Source organism: Streptomyces taklimakanensis (assembly GCF_009709575.1).
GTDB classification, from domain to species: Bacteria; Actinomycetota; Actinomycetes; order Streptomycetales; family Streptomycetaceae; genus Streptomyces; species Streptomyces taklimakanensis.
Genome location: NZ_WIXO01000001.1, coordinates 2638528 through 2653995, shown reverse-complemented (window position 1 = coordinate 2653995; position 15468 = coordinate 2638528). Strand labels below are relative to the sequence as shown.

At 71.7% G+C, this 15468-nt stretch carries 15 protein-coding genes; 3 read left to right on the top strand and 12 right to left on the bottom strand.

The genetic code is table 11. From position 1 onward, the window contains the following. Positions 1-17 precede the first annotated feature (17 nt). The 3 genes from F0L17_RS11530 to F0L17_RS11520 all read right to left on the bottom strand — a co-directional run bounded on the left by F0L17_RS11530 (position 18) and on the right by F0L17_RS11520 (position 2029). On the bottom strand, positions 18-1010 hold the full coding sequence (locus tag F0L17_RS11530; RefSeq protein ID WP_155071012.1) for a winged helix-turn-helix domain-containing protein: 993 nt from the start codon (positions 1008-1010) through the stop codon (positions 18-20). Between the two features lie 510 nt (positions 1011-1520). Then, a complete protein-coding gene (locus F0L17_RS11525; protein ID WP_155071011.1) occupies positions 1521-1790 on the bottom strand; it encodes a hypothetical protein in 270 nt (89 codons plus the stop codon). Continuing rightward, entirely contained in the window at positions 1787-2029 is a 243-nt protein-coding gene (locus tag F0L17_RS11520) for a hypothetical protein (RefSeq protein WP_155071010.1), read from the bottom strand. Before F0L17_RS11520 ends, F0L17_RS11525 begins: the two co-directional genes overlap by 4 nt. Before the next feature lie 319 nt (positions 2030-2348). Between F0L17_RS11520 and hemC the strand changes: the two genes are divergently transcribed. Further along, positions 2349-3284, top strand: coding sequence for a hydroxymethylbilane synthase (hemC, locus tag F0L17_RS11515; RefSeq protein WP_155071009.1), 936 nt, complete (start codon positions 2349-2351; stop codon positions 3282-3284). 40 nt (positions 3285-3324) lie between these two features. Here hemC and F0L17_RS11510 read toward each other — a convergent pair whose 3' ends face one another. Together F0L17_RS11510 and F0L17_RS11505 are read right to left on the bottom strand one after the other, a co-directional pair. Further along, entirely contained in the window at positions 3325-3972 is a 648-nt protein-coding gene (locus F0L17_RS11510) for a hypothetical protein (protein ID WP_155071008.1), read from the bottom strand. 140 nt (positions 3973-4112) lie between these two features. After that, entirely contained in the window at positions 4113-5840 is a 1728-nt protein-coding gene (locus F0L17_RS11505; RefSeq protein WP_162466075.1) for a substrate-binding domain-containing protein, read from the bottom strand. Between the two features lie 693 nt (positions 5841-6533). On the opposite strand from F0L17_RS11505, the gene F0L17_RS11500 reads away from it, so the two are divergent. Next, positions 6534-7019 (top strand): DUF6234 family protein, encoded by a 486-nt coding sequence (locus tag F0L17_RS11500; RefSeq protein WP_155071006.1) that lies wholly within the window; start codon positions 6534-6536, stop codon positions 7017-7019. A gap of 91 nt (positions 7020-7110) precedes the next feature. Here the strand turns inward: F0L17_RS11500 and F0L17_RS11495 are convergent, their stop codons facing one another. From F0L17_RS11495 to F0L17_RS11475, 5 genes are all read right to left on the bottom strand, one after another. Then, complete coding sequence (locus F0L17_RS11495; protein ID WP_155071005.1) at positions 7111-7530, bottom strand: ankyrin repeat domain-containing protein; 420 nt, start codon at positions 7528-7530, stop codon at positions 7111-7113. Between the two features lie 98 nt (positions 7531-7628). Then, positions 7629-8894 (bottom strand): PP2C family protein-serine/threonine phosphatase, encoded by a 1266-nt coding sequence (locus F0L17_RS11490; RefSeq protein ID WP_155071004.1) that lies wholly within the window; start codon positions 8892-8894, stop codon positions 7629-7631. Positions 8895-9283: 389 nt separating this feature from the next. Further along, the gene (locus F0L17_RS11485; RefSeq protein WP_155071003.1) at positions 9284-10546 is read right to left on the bottom strand and encodes a GNAT family N-acetyltransferase; all 1263 of its coding nucleotides are present in this window, start codon (positions 10544-10546) and stop codon (positions 9284-9286) included. Between the two features lie 24 nt (positions 10547-10570). After that, positions 10571-11557 (bottom strand): asparaginase, encoded by a 987-nt coding sequence (locus F0L17_RS11480; RefSeq protein ID WP_155071002.1) that lies wholly within the window; start codon positions 11555-11557, stop codon positions 10571-10573. Positions 11558-11598: 41 nt separating this feature from the next. Next, entirely contained in the window at positions 11599-12336 is a 738-nt protein-coding gene (locus tag F0L17_RS11475) for an RsiG family protein (RefSeq protein WP_155071001.1), read from the bottom strand. Positions 12337-12530: 194 nt separating this feature from the next. Between F0L17_RS11475 and dtd the strand changes: the two genes are divergently transcribed. Then, positions 12531-12983 carry a D-aminoacyl-tRNA deacylase gene (dtd, locus tag F0L17_RS11470; RefSeq protein WP_155071000.1) on the top strand — a complete coding sequence of 151 codons (453 nt, stop codon included), beginning with the start codon at positions 12531-12533 and terminating at the stop codon, positions 12981-12983. 57 nt (positions 12984-13040) lie between these two features. On the opposite strand, the gene F0L17_RS11465 is transcribed toward dtd, so the two are convergent. After that, positions 13041-14054: a carbohydrate ABC transporter permease gene (locus tag F0L17_RS11465; protein ID WP_238419339.1), complete on the bottom strand. Its 1014-nt coding sequence runs from the start codon at positions 14052-14054 to the stop codon at positions 13041-13043. Next, on the bottom strand, positions 14051-15463 hold the full coding sequence (locus tag F0L17_RS11460) for an ABC transporter permease (RefSeq protein ID WP_155070999.1): 1413 nt from the start codon (positions 15461-15463) through the stop codon (positions 14051-14053). The genes F0L17_RS11465 and F0L17_RS11460 overlap by 4 nt, the downstream gene beginning before the upstream one ends. Positions 15464-15468 lie beyond the last annotated feature (5 nt).

The window sequence follows — 15468 nt, the reverse complement described above, 5'->3', positions numbered from 1 at the left end:
GACGGCCGGGACCCGGCTCACGCGGTGTTCAGCAGGGTGCGTCCGATGGGCGTCACGGTGTGGAGGACCGCCTTGTGGTGGCGGGTGGTCGTGATGAGTCCGGCACGCCTCAGGACCGTCGCGTGTTCGCTGGCGTTGGACACCGAGATCCCCACCGCCGTGGAAAGCTCGGTCGTGGTGCAGCCGACCCTGTCCGCGATGGCGAGCAGGACGGCGGCCCGGGTCCGTCCCAGAAGCTGCGCCAGCGCCGTGGAGGGACCCGCGACTCCCGCGTCCGGCCGGACGACGTCCGGGTGCGGGGAGTCGGACGACGCGGGATAGAACAGCATCGGCTGCGGTTCGGTGTCCGGAGCGATCCCCGGGGCGTCGGAGCCGAAGAAGGACGGCACGAGGAGGAGCCCCTGCCCTTCCAGGCGCAGGTCGGCGTCCATGCCCGACGCCATGTCCACCGTCAGCACCGGGGACTCCCAGCGGATCCGCCGCGGGTGCAGCTGTGACAGCACCCGTTCCATCCCACCGTGCAGGAGGGCCCTGGCTCGCAGACTCCTGTCGGCCTCCAGCCGGGCCTCCACCCGGGGTCGGTACGGCGCCAGCAGCACGTCGTGGACCGTGGACAGACTGTCCACGAGTCGTTGCAGCACCGAGGGGTCCTCGCCGAGCTGTCGCGACCAGCGGGGCACGGACTGCCGGGCGGCGACGCGTTCCATCTCCTCCCGCAGCCGCCGCCGGGGCGTCGCGCGCACCCGCTCCAGGAGCTCCTGGGAATCCCCCGCCGCGGCCGGCGCCAGGAAGTCCGGCACCCAGCCGTGGGACGGCGTCATCTCGAACGCCATCCGCGCCGTGGCCGGCAACCGGGAGAGGACCTCGTGCCGCCAGGCGCCGAAGCGCGTCGACGGGGTCCTGTCCCTCAGGACCCGCATGGCGATGCTCAACTCCTGAAGCGGGTACGTCGAGTGCGAAACCCGGGTCTTGGCCAGGTCTGCGAACGTGAAGTGGATCCGAAAGGCCATGGTGGCTTCCCCGCTGTCTCGTCCCGTCGTCCCGATGCCCGTTCCCGCGGTTCCAGGCACTCCGAAGGTGTCGCGGGTTTCCTAGCAGTCGGTCCCGCGCCGTCCTCACGGGCTCGGAAAACGGCGTTTCACCGGCAAACCGGGAGACGCCCGTCCAGGACGCCCGTCCATGCGGAGGCGCCTTGAGGACCTTCGGGGAGGGGCACGCGCGACGCCGATTCCGCGGGGCTTTTCGAGGAACGTGGAACTGCTTGTCCGCCCCGAGCGCCGTCGGCCAGTCTCTGTGGAGTCGGGCGACGCCGGAACCGGCACCGGTCCGGAACGCGGTCCCGGTGGCGGGGGAATCGGGACCGCCCGGCGGATTTCCGGGAGTGAGCGGCCTCCCGGGAACGGCGCCCCGGCCGAGAACGGCCCAGGCCGGGGCGCTCCGCCATGATCGCCGCGACGACGGCTCCGGGAGCGGTTCCTGCTTCCGAATCCGCCCCGCTCCACGGGCCGCCGCCCCACGGATCAGGGCAGGGGATGGCGGCTGCGGGCGTTGGCGGCCGCGAGTCGGGCGCTGAGCTGCTCGCGCGGGGTGAGCGACTCGACCTGGCGCGGTTCCGCGTCCCACTCCCGTCCGCCGCCCAGCGGGCGCAGCCAGATCCGTCCCGGGAGGACGTCCATCACCTCTCCCACCCGCCCGTCGCGCAGGTCGCGTGCCACCGCGCCGACCGTGGGCGCGGGTTCCCGCCGCTCGGCCCGCTCCCCGCGTCCCTTCCGCCCGTCCGTCGCGCTCATCGCACCACCCACCTCCGCAGGGAGGTCACGGCTTCCTCCGGTAGTTCGGCGAGCGGCGCGATCGGTACGAAGTCCGGCGCGGGCGCCGTGTCCACAGGTGTCAACGTCCACCAGAACCCCCTGTCGTCGAGGCCCAGCAGTGCCTCAGCCGTCGTGTCCGCGCCCACGGCCCGCGCGGCGCGGGCGAAGTCCTCGCTGTCGGCGAAGGTCGTCGAGGAGTGCCGAGTTCGGGATTCCATTCTGCTCCGTGCTCTGTGAGTGCCGTCCAACGAGCGACTATTACTTTCTGTATCCCGATCGTCGCTTTCCGACGCTACTCTCAACAGGGTTTTCACTGTGACCCCTTGGGAGCCTCACGAGGGAGACGACGCATGACGGCGGGGAGCGGCGTGTGCACCGCGCGCCGTCGCCGGTCCACAGCAGGAGGCGGCCGGACGCGTTCCCCCGCGGGAGTCGGCGGCCCGGCCGTCATGCGCGCCCGGTGGGGTCGCACCGGCCGGTGTCGGATCGCATGGAGTGCCCGTCGGGGCGCGGACCTGACGGTCTATCGTGAACGGCATGTCCGCCCCTGAGCTGATCCGCATCGTCTCCCGCGACTCCCCCATGGCACTGGCGCAGGTGGAACGCGTCCGCGCCGGGCTGGCCGCGCTCCACCCGCACATCCGCACCGAGGTCGTCCCGGTGAAGACCACCGGCGACAAGTGGCTGGGCGATCTGTCACAGGTGGAGGGGAAGGGAGCGTTCACCAAGGAGGTGGACGCCGCGCTGCTGGCCGGCGAGGCGGACCTGGCGGTGCACTGCCTCAAGGACATCCCGGCCGACCGGCCGCTCCCGGCGGGCACGGCGTTCGCGGCCTTCCTCAAGCGGGACGACGTCCGCGACGCCCTGATCCACCCCGGCGGGCTGACCCTGGACGAGCTGCCGCCGGGCACCCGGATCGGCACCTCCTCCGTGCGGCGCGTCGCACAGCTCGCGGGCTCCCATCCGCATCTGGAGTGCGTGCCGTTCCGGGGGAACGCCAACCGACGCATGGAGAAGATGGCGGCGGGGGAGGCGGACGCCCTGCTGCTGGCGGTCTCCGGCCTGGAGCGGATCGGCCGTACGGACGTGATCAGCGAGATCCTGCCGACCGAGGTGATGATGCCGCCGATCGGCGCCGGCATCCTCGTCCTCCAGTGCCGGGAGGACGACACCGGGCTGATCGAGGCGGTCGGCGAGCTGGGCGATCCGGCCACCCACCGCGAGGCCACCGCCGAGCGGATGCTGCTCCACGTCCTCCAGGGACACTGCAACAGCCCGATCGCCGGATACGCCAGGACGGAGCGGAACGGAGAACTCTCCCTGCGCGCCTGTGTGTTCACACCCGACGGCAAGACGGTGCTCAACGCGCACGAGTGGGCCGGCCGCCTCGATCCGGCCACCCTGGGCACGTCCGTCGCCGTCGCCCTGCTCCGCCAGGGCGCGCGCGACCTGATCGACGGCATCGCGCACTGAGGGGCGCTCCGCACCGGAAGGGGCGGCGGGACGCCCCGCCTCAGGAGGCCAGGCTGTTGTACAACCACCAGGCCGCCAGCCCCACGGCCACCGTGCCCGCCATGGAGATGCCGGTGTGCAGCACCTGTAGCGACCGGTCGGACCCCCTCTCCAGGGGGCTGCCCGTCTCCTCGACCGTGACGTCGATCAGCGAGTGGTGACAGGAGTACGTGGGCTCGCCGTCGATGAGGACCAGATAGGTGACGGACTGGTTCCGGCCGATGCGCCCCGGGCCGATGTGCAGTTCGGTGCCGACCACGGACTCCTGGGGCGGGGCCGCGTCCGCGGGCTCCGACTCGGTGCCGAGGGATTCGAGGATGGGACGGCCGACACCGATCCTGATCGGCTTCGACTGGTCGAAGGCGGAGCTGGGGACGTCCCGCCGACTGGTGTTCGTCATCCGGATCCGCACCAGGCGGGGATCGGCGAGCGTCCTGCCGTTCCGACTGACCTGGAGGCCCCCCTCCAACCGGTGGTGGCTCTGCAGGAGCGGGGTGTCCCCCATCCAGTAGGTGATCCGCCGCTTGGGGTTGCTCGCCCTGAGGGTTGCCCACATCGCGCCGATGCCGACTCCGAGCGTGGCGAAGACCGCGGCGGCTGCCCATAAGGAGGCGAAGACGGACTCTGATTCCGCGGAGATGACGACCATGCGGATGATCCAACCACCAACTCCCGGTGGGAGAAGAGGGGCGAGCCGGAATTCGTGGTGATCCTGTTATCGTCCGCCGGGCCGGAGGCGCCACCGGCCATGTGGGGCCGGCGGCGCCGGCGGCCCAGTACCCGCGCCGGTCAGAAGTTGCCGACGACCTCGCGCAGCACGGTGCTGATGTTCTCCGGGTTGCTCTTGGAGTCGTAGCTGTGCCCTCCGCTCGCCTTGGCCATTTTCGAGAGTGTTTCCAAGGGAGCTTCGTAGCTGTAGGCGATGGTGAAGACCCGGACCGGGTTCTCCTTCCCCTCCGCGCTGATGTCCTTCATCAACCTGTCGATGCCGTAGTTGTTCTTGTAATCTTCCTTGCCGTCGCTGAGGACGACGATGGCGGTGATCCGGTCGGTGGACGACGACCTGGAGAGTTCCCGGTGGGCGTCGCGAATGGTGACGTACAGGGCGGTGGCACTTTTCGCTTTCAGTTCATCGATCGCGTCCGCCAGGGCATCCTTGTTCTTGCGCACCGGCCTCGGCCTGACGAGTTCCTGGTACGGCGACTCGTCGCTGTGGATGTCCCCCGAGAACTCCCACAGGCCGACTTCGTCCCAGGCGTTGAACTCGTCGAGTGCCTCCGTGAGGGCTCTCTTGACGTGCCCCAGGCGTGAGTGTTTCTCGTCCTTAGCATCCTTTTGGGAATGAGGGTAGTCGTTCATCGAGTCGGAAACGTCGACGACCAGCAGGATTCTGGCCGGTTTGCGGATGGCGTCCCAGGACTTGCGTGCCTCCGCGATCACTTCCGTCTTGGGTGGTGCCCACTCCTTGAGTTTGGAACTCTCGGCGACGCCGATACGCTCCGCGACGTCGGGGGCGAGGAGGCCGTCCTTGTCGCGGAACCCGTGCTCCTTGACGGTCTTCTGCCGATCATCGCTCTGGATGAATTTCAAGAAGTTCTCGGCGACTTTCCGTTGGTCCTCGTCGGCGGTGGAGAGGATGGCGTACGGCGCGTCCGACACCATCGTCCCGTCGGCCGGGTGGACGGCCACCAGTGGTTCCTTCGGCTTGAAGTTCTCCAGTCTGTCGTCTTTGTCGCTCGGGCAGCCGGTGGTGGCGGCCCCCCGGTTGTAGTCGTAGACGGTCTTCTCCTCCAGCGGGACCACGCTGACGTAGTCGAGGGCCTTGTCCTTGTCGTCGGCTCGGGCCAGGTTGCACAGGTAGACCAGGGTGGTCTCGCCGTAGTGGAGCGTGGCCTTCTCGACCTCCGCCACCCGGCGGCGTACCGAGGCATCCTGGATGTGCCGCACGGTGAGTTCATCGAGGGACGTTCCGGCGGCCGCCGCGTAGGAGTGGAGCAGGGTGGCCAGGCCCGTGGTGGAGTAGTTGGGGTTGGTCTTTCCCAGCTTGAAGGTTCCCGCCTCCCCGTCGGTGGCCTCCTGCCAGGCGTCCGGGTCGCCGGCCATCTTCTCCAGGGTGGACCACCTGATCCCCTCCGGCCCTCCCAGTTTCTCGGCGACGGTCGCCGGCATCGCCAGCACCACCGGGGTCCTGGCGATCGAGGGAAGCTCTTCCGTGTCGTTGACGACGTGAACACCGTCGGGCATGTGCTTCTTGTCGGGCAACATCGTCACCCACGAACTGGATGCGGGACTCCAGACATGGGGGATGGTGGGATTCGACTGTTCCTCGGCCCGCCATCCCTTGGTGAGGCCCTCGAAGACATCACCCGATGCGCTGGAGACGACGGTGACCCTGCCCTCGGAGCACTTGCTCTTCTTGTTGTAGTCGTCGGCCAGTTTTTCCAGAAGTTCGAATTTCTCGGGTGAGGAGGCCAGGGTGATGCCCGTTCCGCACGGAACGGATACCGTCTCGTTCACAGGCCCTTCCGGTTTCTTCTTCTCTCCTTCGTCATCTCCCGACCACAACAGGAGCGCACTCGCCAGGATGACGAGGCCGGCTGTGATGCCGGCCATCGACGACCTGTTCCGGGTTGATGTCACAGACGGATCCCTCTCGCGTGAATCGTTCACCGCAGCGGATTCGGCGGCGCGGAACGGACGGCGCGCCGGGTGACGCCGGCGAGGTCGCCGGAACGTCGGTCCGTGGACCGCTCGACGGTCCACGGCGGGCTCATCGGGGGAGTCGCCGATGTGGTTCGCCCCAGGGGCGATGAAGTCGCGACAGCGACGGGGGCATCGTGTTCAGTCGGGTGATGCGCCGGTGCGCCGGCGTCGTCCGGTACCGCGGTGGCCGTGACGTCTCCGCGGACCGGGTCGGCGCTGCCGCCGTCCCCGCCCGTGCTGCCGTCCCCCGCTTTCCAGCGCTCACTTCGCCTCACCCGGCTCGGGTCCGGCCCCCCAGCCGGAAACGAGCCCACTCTAGGGCGACGGGCCCTCCCACGGAGGATGTTTGGCCGAACATGCCACACGATGTCGGGAGGTCGGGCGTTTCACCATCGGGAGCGTGTAGGTCCTCCGACGAGCGGTCGGGGGTGCCGCCGGGTGCAACGAGTCGGTGTCGGTTCGCTGGGCGATGCCACGGAGCGCGGGATTCCGTACGACGGTGGGGGCATGTCACCGGTTCTTTCGACGTCCGGGACGTCCGGCGCGTCCGGAACGTCCGGCGGTGCCCGTGGCGACGCGGTCTCCGGCGTGCTCGTCGGCTTCGTCCTGCTGCTCGCCGAAGTGGCGGGGGCCCTCGTGGTCATGGTGGGGCTGGGGCTGCGGAACTGGACCGACGCGGGCGGGCATCGGGAGGGCGGGGGGCCCGGGGAGCCGCCGCCGATGGACTGGGTACCGGTCCTGTGGTGCGGCGGGTTCGCGCTGGCCGTCCTCGCGCTCGCGGTGGTGTTCCTGCGCGCGGGACGCCCGGGGGTGGGGGCCGTTCAACTGCTGGTGTTCGCGGCCGCGCTGACCGCCACCGTCCTCACCTGGCACGGAGAGCACGAGCGCGCCCACCCCGATCCTCCTCCGGCGTCCCCGTACCGGGACGACCCGGGCGGTCGCCCGTGTCTCAGCGGCGGTGACAGCCGCGAGTGCCTGGACGGCGGAGGCTGACGACGGAAGCCGGGGGCGCGGGCGGCGGAGGACACGACCGTGTCCCTCCGCCGCCCCGTCGCCGTCCGGCGCGGCGCCGGTTCGCCCGGCTTCACTCGGCGCCGAGCAGCTTCAGCAGCTCGTGCCGTCCGAACATCCGGGCCGTGTCGATGGCCGACGGGTTACCGGCGGCCGGGTCGGCCCCGGCGTCCAGCAGCAGCCGGACCATTTCCTCCTGGTCCTTGAAGACGGCGCCCCCCAGCGGGGTCTGGCCCCGGTCGTTGATCCGGTTGGGATCGGCGCCACGCTCGACCAGGGCCCGCACGGTGGGGGTGCGGCCGTAGTAGGCGGCGAGCATCAGCAGCGAGTCGCCCTTGTCGTTGGTCAGGTTGGCCGGGACACCCGCGTCGACGTAGGCCGCGAGGGTGTCCGTGTCACCCTCCCGGGCGAGGTCGAAGACCTTGGCCGCGAGTTGGAGCACCTCCGGATCGTGGGCGGGCTCGTCGCTTTCGGGGGTGGGGGCGTCGGACATCGGATGCCTCCTCGTCGTACCTGTCTCGGGCTGATCGGCCTCAGCCTACGTATGCCCGTTTCCCGGCCGGCGCCGCCGCGCCTCGACCCACCGTCCCGTCAGAGCCGGATGACGACCAGGGCGGCGTCGTCGGCGGTGCCGCTGTTCATGCCGAGGTCCTCCAGGAGGCTGTCGGCGATCTCCTCCTGGTGCTGGTCCCGGTACCGGGCCAGGGCCTCCGCCAGCCGCTTCAGCCCCACGTCGATGGGCTCGTCGCGGCGTTCGACGAGCCCATCGGTGTAGAGGACGAGGACCGAGCCGGGCACGTAGGTGGTGATCGCCTGCGGCCGGTGCGAGGGCCTGCTCCGGGCGGCCAGGGGCACGTCGGTGGCCTGGTCCAGGTACTCCACGTGCCGGTCGGGGTGGCACAGCATCGGCGGCAGGTGACCGGCGCTGCTGTAGGTGAGGGTGTGCGTGTGGGTGTCGATGTCGATCTTGACGGTGGTGGTGGCCAGGGCACCGTCCAACGAGCGGGCGTACAGGTCGAGTCCGTACAGTGCCTGCGCGGGGCCGTCGGCGACCCGCATGGCCGCGCTGAGCGCACTGCGCAACTGCCCCATCACGCTGGCCGCTTCCAGCCCCCGGCCGACGACGTCGCCCACGGCGACGGCGAAGCGGTCGTCGCTGAGGTTGATCATGTCGTACCAGTCGCCGCACACGTTGAGCGAGCCCTGCGCGGGCCGGTAGCGCACGGCCGCGTTGCGCCGCTCCAGCGGCATGTGGATGGGCAGCATGGCCTTCTGGAGGGTGAGGGCCACCTCGTGTTCGCGGGCGTGGGCCTGCCGCAGCATCTCGTTGTGTTCGTACAGTTCGAGCGCGCGGGCGTAGAGCTCGGCCTCGGCGATCCTCCCGCTGTTCGTCCACAGGTCCTCGCCCTCGCCGGCCGGGCCGGAGGGGCCGCCGAGGTTGTCGCGCACGTAGACCGTGGCGTCCTCGACACGGTTGATGATCAGGGCGACCGAACCGTCCTCGCCGAGCACGGGGGTGTTGACCGGGCTCCAGTACCGCTCCTCGTACTCGCCCTCACCACCCGGCACGGGGAGGTCGTACCGCTGGAGCACCATGGTGTCCGGCTTGCCCGTCTCCAGGACGCGCCGGAACGAGGCGCGCAGGTTCTTCGCCCCGTCGTTCCGCGGATCGTCCGGGTTCGGGGGGAAGACCTCGAACAGGGGGCGGCCGACCACCTCGTCGCGGGTGCGGCCGGTCACGTTCAGGTACGCCTGGTTGGCCTCCACGAAGACCAGGGCGGGGTTCAACACGGCCAGCGGGGTGGGGACGGCGTCGAAAAGGGCCGCGTAGTCGATGTGGCGACTCGCCTCGATCATGGCCCCTCCCCTCCTGTGCGGTGTCGGCCGAAGAACGGGACCTCGGCATGGTGGCATGTGCCCACCGTCAACCTTGAACATTACCCCGTGGCCCGGCCGGGGGGCGGGCCCTCCGTGCGCCTCCAGGAGTATGGGGGAGGGGAAGATGTGACATGTCCCGTTTCAATGCGCCGGGGGCGGCTCGGGTGACCGACGCGCCCCCGGTACACCCCCGAACACGCCGACCATCGTGTCCGGGCGGCGCTTCCGTGAACATACCGTCCACCTGCCCGACGCCGTGAGCGGCTACACACGGTCTCCACACATCGTGGGGGAGGCGCGGGAGGCACAGGCTCCCGCCGGCGTCGGGGACCGCCCCTCCCACCCGTGTCCCGAGCCCGCCGGCGGGCTCAGAACTCGTCCGGGGCCCAGGGACGACGGGCCGTGCGCAACAACACGTCCGCCAGGGCCGCGGCCCCCGGCCGCTCCTCGACCAGCGACCCCAGCTCCCGCAGCCGCGAGGCCGACTCGTCCCCCAGGTACAGCGAGCCCAACGCGCCCACTCCCATCGACAGGTCGGCGGAGCGCGTGGTGGGGACGCAGTCGGCACCGTCGGGGGACGCCTCCAGCAGGAAACGGCCGCCGGACAGGCCCATCGGGTCCGCCAGCTCCAGCACCAGGGAGCCGGAGACCGGGTAGGCGCGGGCCGCCAGCAGCGCGGGCACGTCCAGCGGACGCAGCCACAGGAAGTCGGTGTGGGTGGTGACCCGCGCGGCGCGCGGGTCCGGCAGCACCAGCGGGAGGAGGGAGTCGGGGGCGCGGGGACCGGAGTGGACGGTGGCGACCCAGTCCAGGGAGAGCAGGAAGTGCCACAGGGCGCGCTCGGCGGCGGACGTCGCCGCGATCAGGTCCCGGACGCGGGCGTTGACGCGCGGCGCGTTGTGCTCCCAGTTCTCGTCCGTGGTGAACGTCAGCAGCCCCTGCGGTCGCCCGTCGGCGTCCCGGTACAGGGCGCGGAAGGGACGGGTGGAATCCCTGCCGGGCCAACCGATCTCACCGGTGCTCAGCTTCCACCAGCGCTCGGTGCGGTCGGTCATGCCCTGACGGTCGGGCAGGGCGCACACCCGCTCGTGCAGCTCGGCGCCCCGGGCGCGGAACTCCTCCGCGTCGACCAGGTCGATCCGGGCGCCCTCCTCGTCCGGTCGCGACCGGCGTGGGTCGAGGCCGGCGTGGGCGGCGTCCACGGCCCACTCGGTCGTCCAGGTGGCGGGACCGTAGCCGTACCGCCCGTAGATCGGGTACTCGGCGGCGTCCAGGGTGGAGCAGACGTCCCCCCGCTCCTTCCCCTCGACCAGCGCCTTCCGCATCATCCGCGTCAGCAGCCCGCGGCGGCGGTGGGTGGGCAGGACGGTCACGTTGGTGACGGCGAGGGAGGCCACCCGCGCCCCGCCGGGGACGGTCAGCCGCTGGGGCAGGGTGCGGAAGGTGGCCGCGCAGCGACCGTCCGGCTCGAACGCCCCCAGGACGCGCTCCGGGATCACCCCGTCGCGCCGGACGCGGATCTCCTCCTCGGAGACCTCCCGGGAGTGCAGGAACCCGGCCCGCAGGGCCCGGAACCACTGCGGGAACTCTTCCTCGGAGACGGTGCGGATGTCGGGAGCGCTCGGAACCATGGCCGTCACGGTAGGCCGCCGCGCTCAGAACGTCGCGCGTATTTCCCCCACCGGCCGCCCGCCGCCCAGCAGCGGGGCGGCGGCCGACTCGGCCAGGGCCGGGGAGTCCAGCCCCATCCGCTCCAGGACGCGGACGGTGACGGGGGCCAGCGCCCGCATCCCGCCGTCCTCGATCTTCAGCGCCAGCGCCCGACCGTCGGGCAGGGCCACCGCCTGCACCGCCTCGGCGCCCATCTTCGCCAGCGCGCCCGGCACCGCGCGCATCAGCCGGGTGTCGGAGCGTCGGGTGCCGGCGACGTACTCGGGGTGGGCGCGCATGGCGTCCGCGACCCGCCGCTCGGGGGTGCCCGGCTCGGCCAGCACGTAGGAGCGGAAGGCCCGGGCCAGACCGGTGAGGGAGACGGCCATCAGCGGCGCGCCGCAGCCGTCGATGCCGGTGTGGGCGACCTCCTCGCCCGTCGCGGACTCCACGCACTCGCGGACCAGTTGCTGGAGGGGGTGGTCCGGGGCGAGGTAGTCGGCGCGCGACCAGGCGTTGACCCGGCAGGCGGCGAGCATCGCGGTGTGCTTGCCCGAGCAGTTCATGGCGACGCGGGAGGGGCGCGCGCCCGAGGCCAGGAACCGGTCGGCCTCCTCGCGGTCCAGCGGCAGGTCCGGCGGGCAGCCCAGTTCGTCCTCGGTCAGCTTGTGCTCGACGAGCATCGCGCGGACCAGCTCCTGGTGGAACGCCTCGCCGGAGTGGCTGGCGGCGGCCAGCGCCAGACGCTCGCCGGACAGCTCCACGCCGGCCCGCAGCACGGCCGCCGCCTGCATCGGCTTGTTGGACGAACGCGGGTACACGGGCGCGGCCGGCTCGCCCAGCGCCCAGTCCACGCCGCCGTCACGGTCGAGCACCACCACCGAGCCCCGGTGCCGGCCCTCGGTGAAGCCGGAGCGGACGACTTCGGCGAGGACGGGGAGCGGTGCGTCGGAGCGTGCGCCGGAGACGGTGAGGGGCGCGGTGGTGGTCATGGACGGCCTTCCCTGGGTAGGGGGGACGACCGGGCCCGGGGTCAGGGCAGCAGGTCGTCCACGCGTGCTTCCCCTTCACGGTACCTGCGCGCGATTTCGGCGCTGCAGCCGTTCGCCGTCTCCTGGAGCACCCGGCGGCGCCGGGAGATGTGGTGCTCGTACTGGCCCAGCCGGTCCATGGCGGCGTGGAGTTCGGTGTCCGTGCGGGCGGTCGGGTCGGAGAGTTCGACCTCGGCGAGCATCTCCTCGGCCAGCCGTCGGTACTCCTCGCTGCGCGGTGTGCGAAGTGTCACGTGCCGGGCGGAACGGGCGGGGTTCCCACCGGGCGGCGGGGCGTCGGCGAGGATCTCCGCCAGCCGGTCGATCAGCGGCACGTCCACACCGCCCCGGCGGGCCAGTTCGGCGCGGAGGATGTCGATCCGTCCCTGGAGCAGCCGCCGTACGTAACTGAGGTCCGCCTCCTCCTGCTGGGCCTGGCGGCGCAGTTCGCGCAGCTGGGGCAGGCGCAGGCCGGTCAGCTCCGGGGGTTCGGTGTCGCGCAGGACCGCCGGGAGTTCGCCGTACCGGTCGCCTCCGGGGCGGGCGGGGGGCGCCTCCGGGGCGGCCTGCGGGTCCTGTGGCGGTTCCTGCGGTTCCTGCGGTTCCTGCGGCGAGGACTGCCGCGGGGTGCCCCGCGCCGGGTCGGTGTCCCCGATCGGACGGATGCTCCCGCTCGGGCGGGCGGCCGCGTGGGCCGCCGGTACGGCTCCGGGCGTGCGCCCGGTTCCGGCAGTGCTCATGGTGGTGTAGCCCCTCATCCCCTCGCGCCGTGGATCACAACGGAATGCCACGGTCCGTCACGGATACGCCACGTCGGCCACCGCGCGCACCGTGCTGCACGCATCGTGCCACCGTCGGCACACTCCGTGCAGCGCGGGGCACCCGTCCGGCGGTCACCCGCGGAGTGCGGGGCGGGCGCGGCATGATGGTCGTCATGCGAGCTGTGGTGCAGAGGGTGAACGGTGCCTCCGTCGTCGTCGGAGCGGGGGACCCCTCGGCGGAGCGAGGGGGAGAGACCGTCGGCGAGATCAAGGGCGAGGGACTGTGCGTACTGGTCGGGGTGACCCACGACGACACCCCCGAGAAGGCCGCGAAACTCGCCCGCAAGCTGTGGGGACTGCGGATCCTGGAGGGCGAGCGGTCGTGCTCGGACACCGGGGCTCCGCTGCTGGTGGTCAGCCAGTTCACCCTCTACGGTGACGCCCGCAAGGGGCGCCGTCCCACCTGGCACGCCGCCGCGCCCGGCCCGGTGGCCGAACCCCTGGTCGACGAGGTGTGCGCGCGGCTGCGCGAGCTGGGAGCCCGGGTGGAGACGGGCCGGTTCGGTGCGGCGATGGAGGTCTCCCTCACGAACGACGGCCCGTTCACGGTGCTGTTGGACGTCTGAACCGGGCCGGTCGGCCCCCGCCCCCTCCCCCGTGGGGGGCCGGGGCCGACCGGCTGCTCACTTCACCGAACCCGCCATGACGCCCTGCACGAAGTGCTTCTGGAAGGCGAAGAACACCACGAGCGGGATGGTGAGGGAGAGGAAGGCGCCGGGCGCCAGGATCTCGATGTTGCTGCCGAACTGCCGCATCTCCGACTGGAGGGCGACGGTCAGCGGCTGCGAGTCGCTGTCGGCGAAGATCAGCGCCACCAGCATGTCGTTCCACACCCACAGGAACTGGAAGATGGCCAGGCTCGCGACCGCGGGCTTGCCCACCGGCAGTACGAGCTGCGTGAAGATCCGCCACTCGCCGCCGCCGTCCATCCGCGCCGCCTCCAACATCTCCCGCGGGATCTCCGCGAAGTAGTTGCGCAGCAGGAAGATCGCGAACGGCAGCCCGTAGGCGACGTGGAACAGCACCACGCCGGGGATCGTCCCGAACAGCCCGAGGGCGCCGAACATCTTGGCCACCGGCAGCAGGCCCACCTGGACCGGGACCACCAGCAGGCCGACCACCACCAGGAAGATCCAGTCGCGGCCGGGGAACTCCAGCCAGGCGAACGCGTAGCCGGCCAGCGCCGCCACGACCACCACCGCGACGGTGGTGGGCACCGAGATCAACACGGTGTTCCACAGCGCCTGGGTGATCCCGGAGTTCTCCAGCAGGGTCGCGTAGTTGTCGATCGACAACTGTCCCGGCTCGGTCAGGGCCGTCCACCAGCCGCTGGTGGAGTTGGCCTCCTCCGAGCGCAGCGATGCCAGGAACAGTCCGAGGGCGGGCGTGAGCCACACCAGGGCGATCACGGCGAGGAACGCCTGGACCGCGCCCCTGCCCAGCAGGCCCGTCAGCCGCGTCACGACCGGTCCGCGGGAGCGGGCCGCCGGGGACGGCCGTCCGGTGGCGGGACGATCGGGGGCGGAGGGCCCGGCGCCCGCGGCCTCCGCCGCGGCCACGGACGCCGGAGTCTGTGCTGTCGCCGCCGTCGCGGCTCCCTTCTCCGCCCCCTTCTCGAAGGTGCCGTGAGGGGTCATCGCCGGCTCCTCTGGAAGCGTCGGATGTTGAAGATCATGGCCGGGACCACCAGGAGGAGCAGCAGCACGCCGATGGCGCTGCCCAGTCCCTGGTCGTTGCCGCCGCCGAAGGAGACCAGCCACATCTGCATGGCCAGCACGTTGGCGTCCTGGAGGACCGGTCCGGGAGCGATGATGTAGACGAGGTCGAAGACCTTCATCACGTTGATCACCAGGGTGACGAAGACGACCGTCAGCACGGGGGCCAACAGCGGCACGGTGATCCTGCGGAAGATCTGCCACTCGCCCGCGCCGTCCATCCGCGCCGCCTCCAGCACGTCCCGGGGCATCGCGGAGAGCCCGGCGCCGATGAGGACCATGGAGAAGCCCGTCCAGATCCACAGGTAGGCGCCGATGATCGCCGGGGTGACCAGGGCCGGACCCAGCCAGGAGACGCCGCCGTAGGGTTCGGCGAAGTTCGAGGCCGGCAGCCGTACGGCGTACGAGCCGTCCGCCAGGCCGGTCAGCCGGAAGGAACCGTCGGCGGCGGTGGTGGTCTCGCCCACCACCTTCCCGTCGCGCACGGCCTGGACGGTCATGCCGGGCAGTCCGCGCTCGCCTTCGTCGATGCGGCCCGGCTCGCCGCCCCCGCCGGGGGTGAAGTCCAGGAAGACGGTGCCGGTCAGCGCGTCCCCCGAGCCGCCGTCCGCCGTCGGGGCGGCGGCGGGCTCCGCCTCGGCGGGCACCTCCCCCGGGGGCACGCCCACGACGCCCAGGGCGAGGGTGCCGCCGGGGGAGAGGTCGGCGGCCGTGCCGTACGAGCCGTCCTTCCCCTCGGTGACCTCGGTGCCGCCCGCCTCCTCGCGGGCGCGGGCGCCGGGGTAGGCGGGGCGGTCGGCGAAGACGTCGTGGACGCCGACGGCGACGGCGTTGAGGACACCGCGGTCGGGGTCCTGCTCGTAGGTGATGCGGAAGATGATCCCGGCGGCGAGGAAGGAGATCGCCATCGGCATGAACATCAGCAGCTTGAACGCCGTGGCCCAGCGCACCTTCTCGGTGAGCACGGCCAGGATCAGGCCGAGGCCGGTCAGCAGCGCCGGGGCGACCACGACCCAGATCGCGCTGTTGCGGATCGCCTTCAGCGTGGTGGGGTCGCGGAACATCTCGACGTAGTTGTCCGCGCCGACGAAACGGGTGCCGGTGGCGTCGAAGAGGCTGCGACCGACGGAGAACAGGATCGGGTACGCGACCAGCGCCCCGAGCAGCAGCAGCGCGGGCAGCAGGAACAGGGCGGCGACGAGGCGCCGACGCCGCCGGGCGCGCAACCGGGGGTCGGTGTCCCCGCCGGCGGCCGACCCGCCGGACGGGCGCGACCCGGGCGGGGTGCCGCCCGCCGAGGCGGGCGGCACCGCGGGTGCTGTGGCTGACATGGACC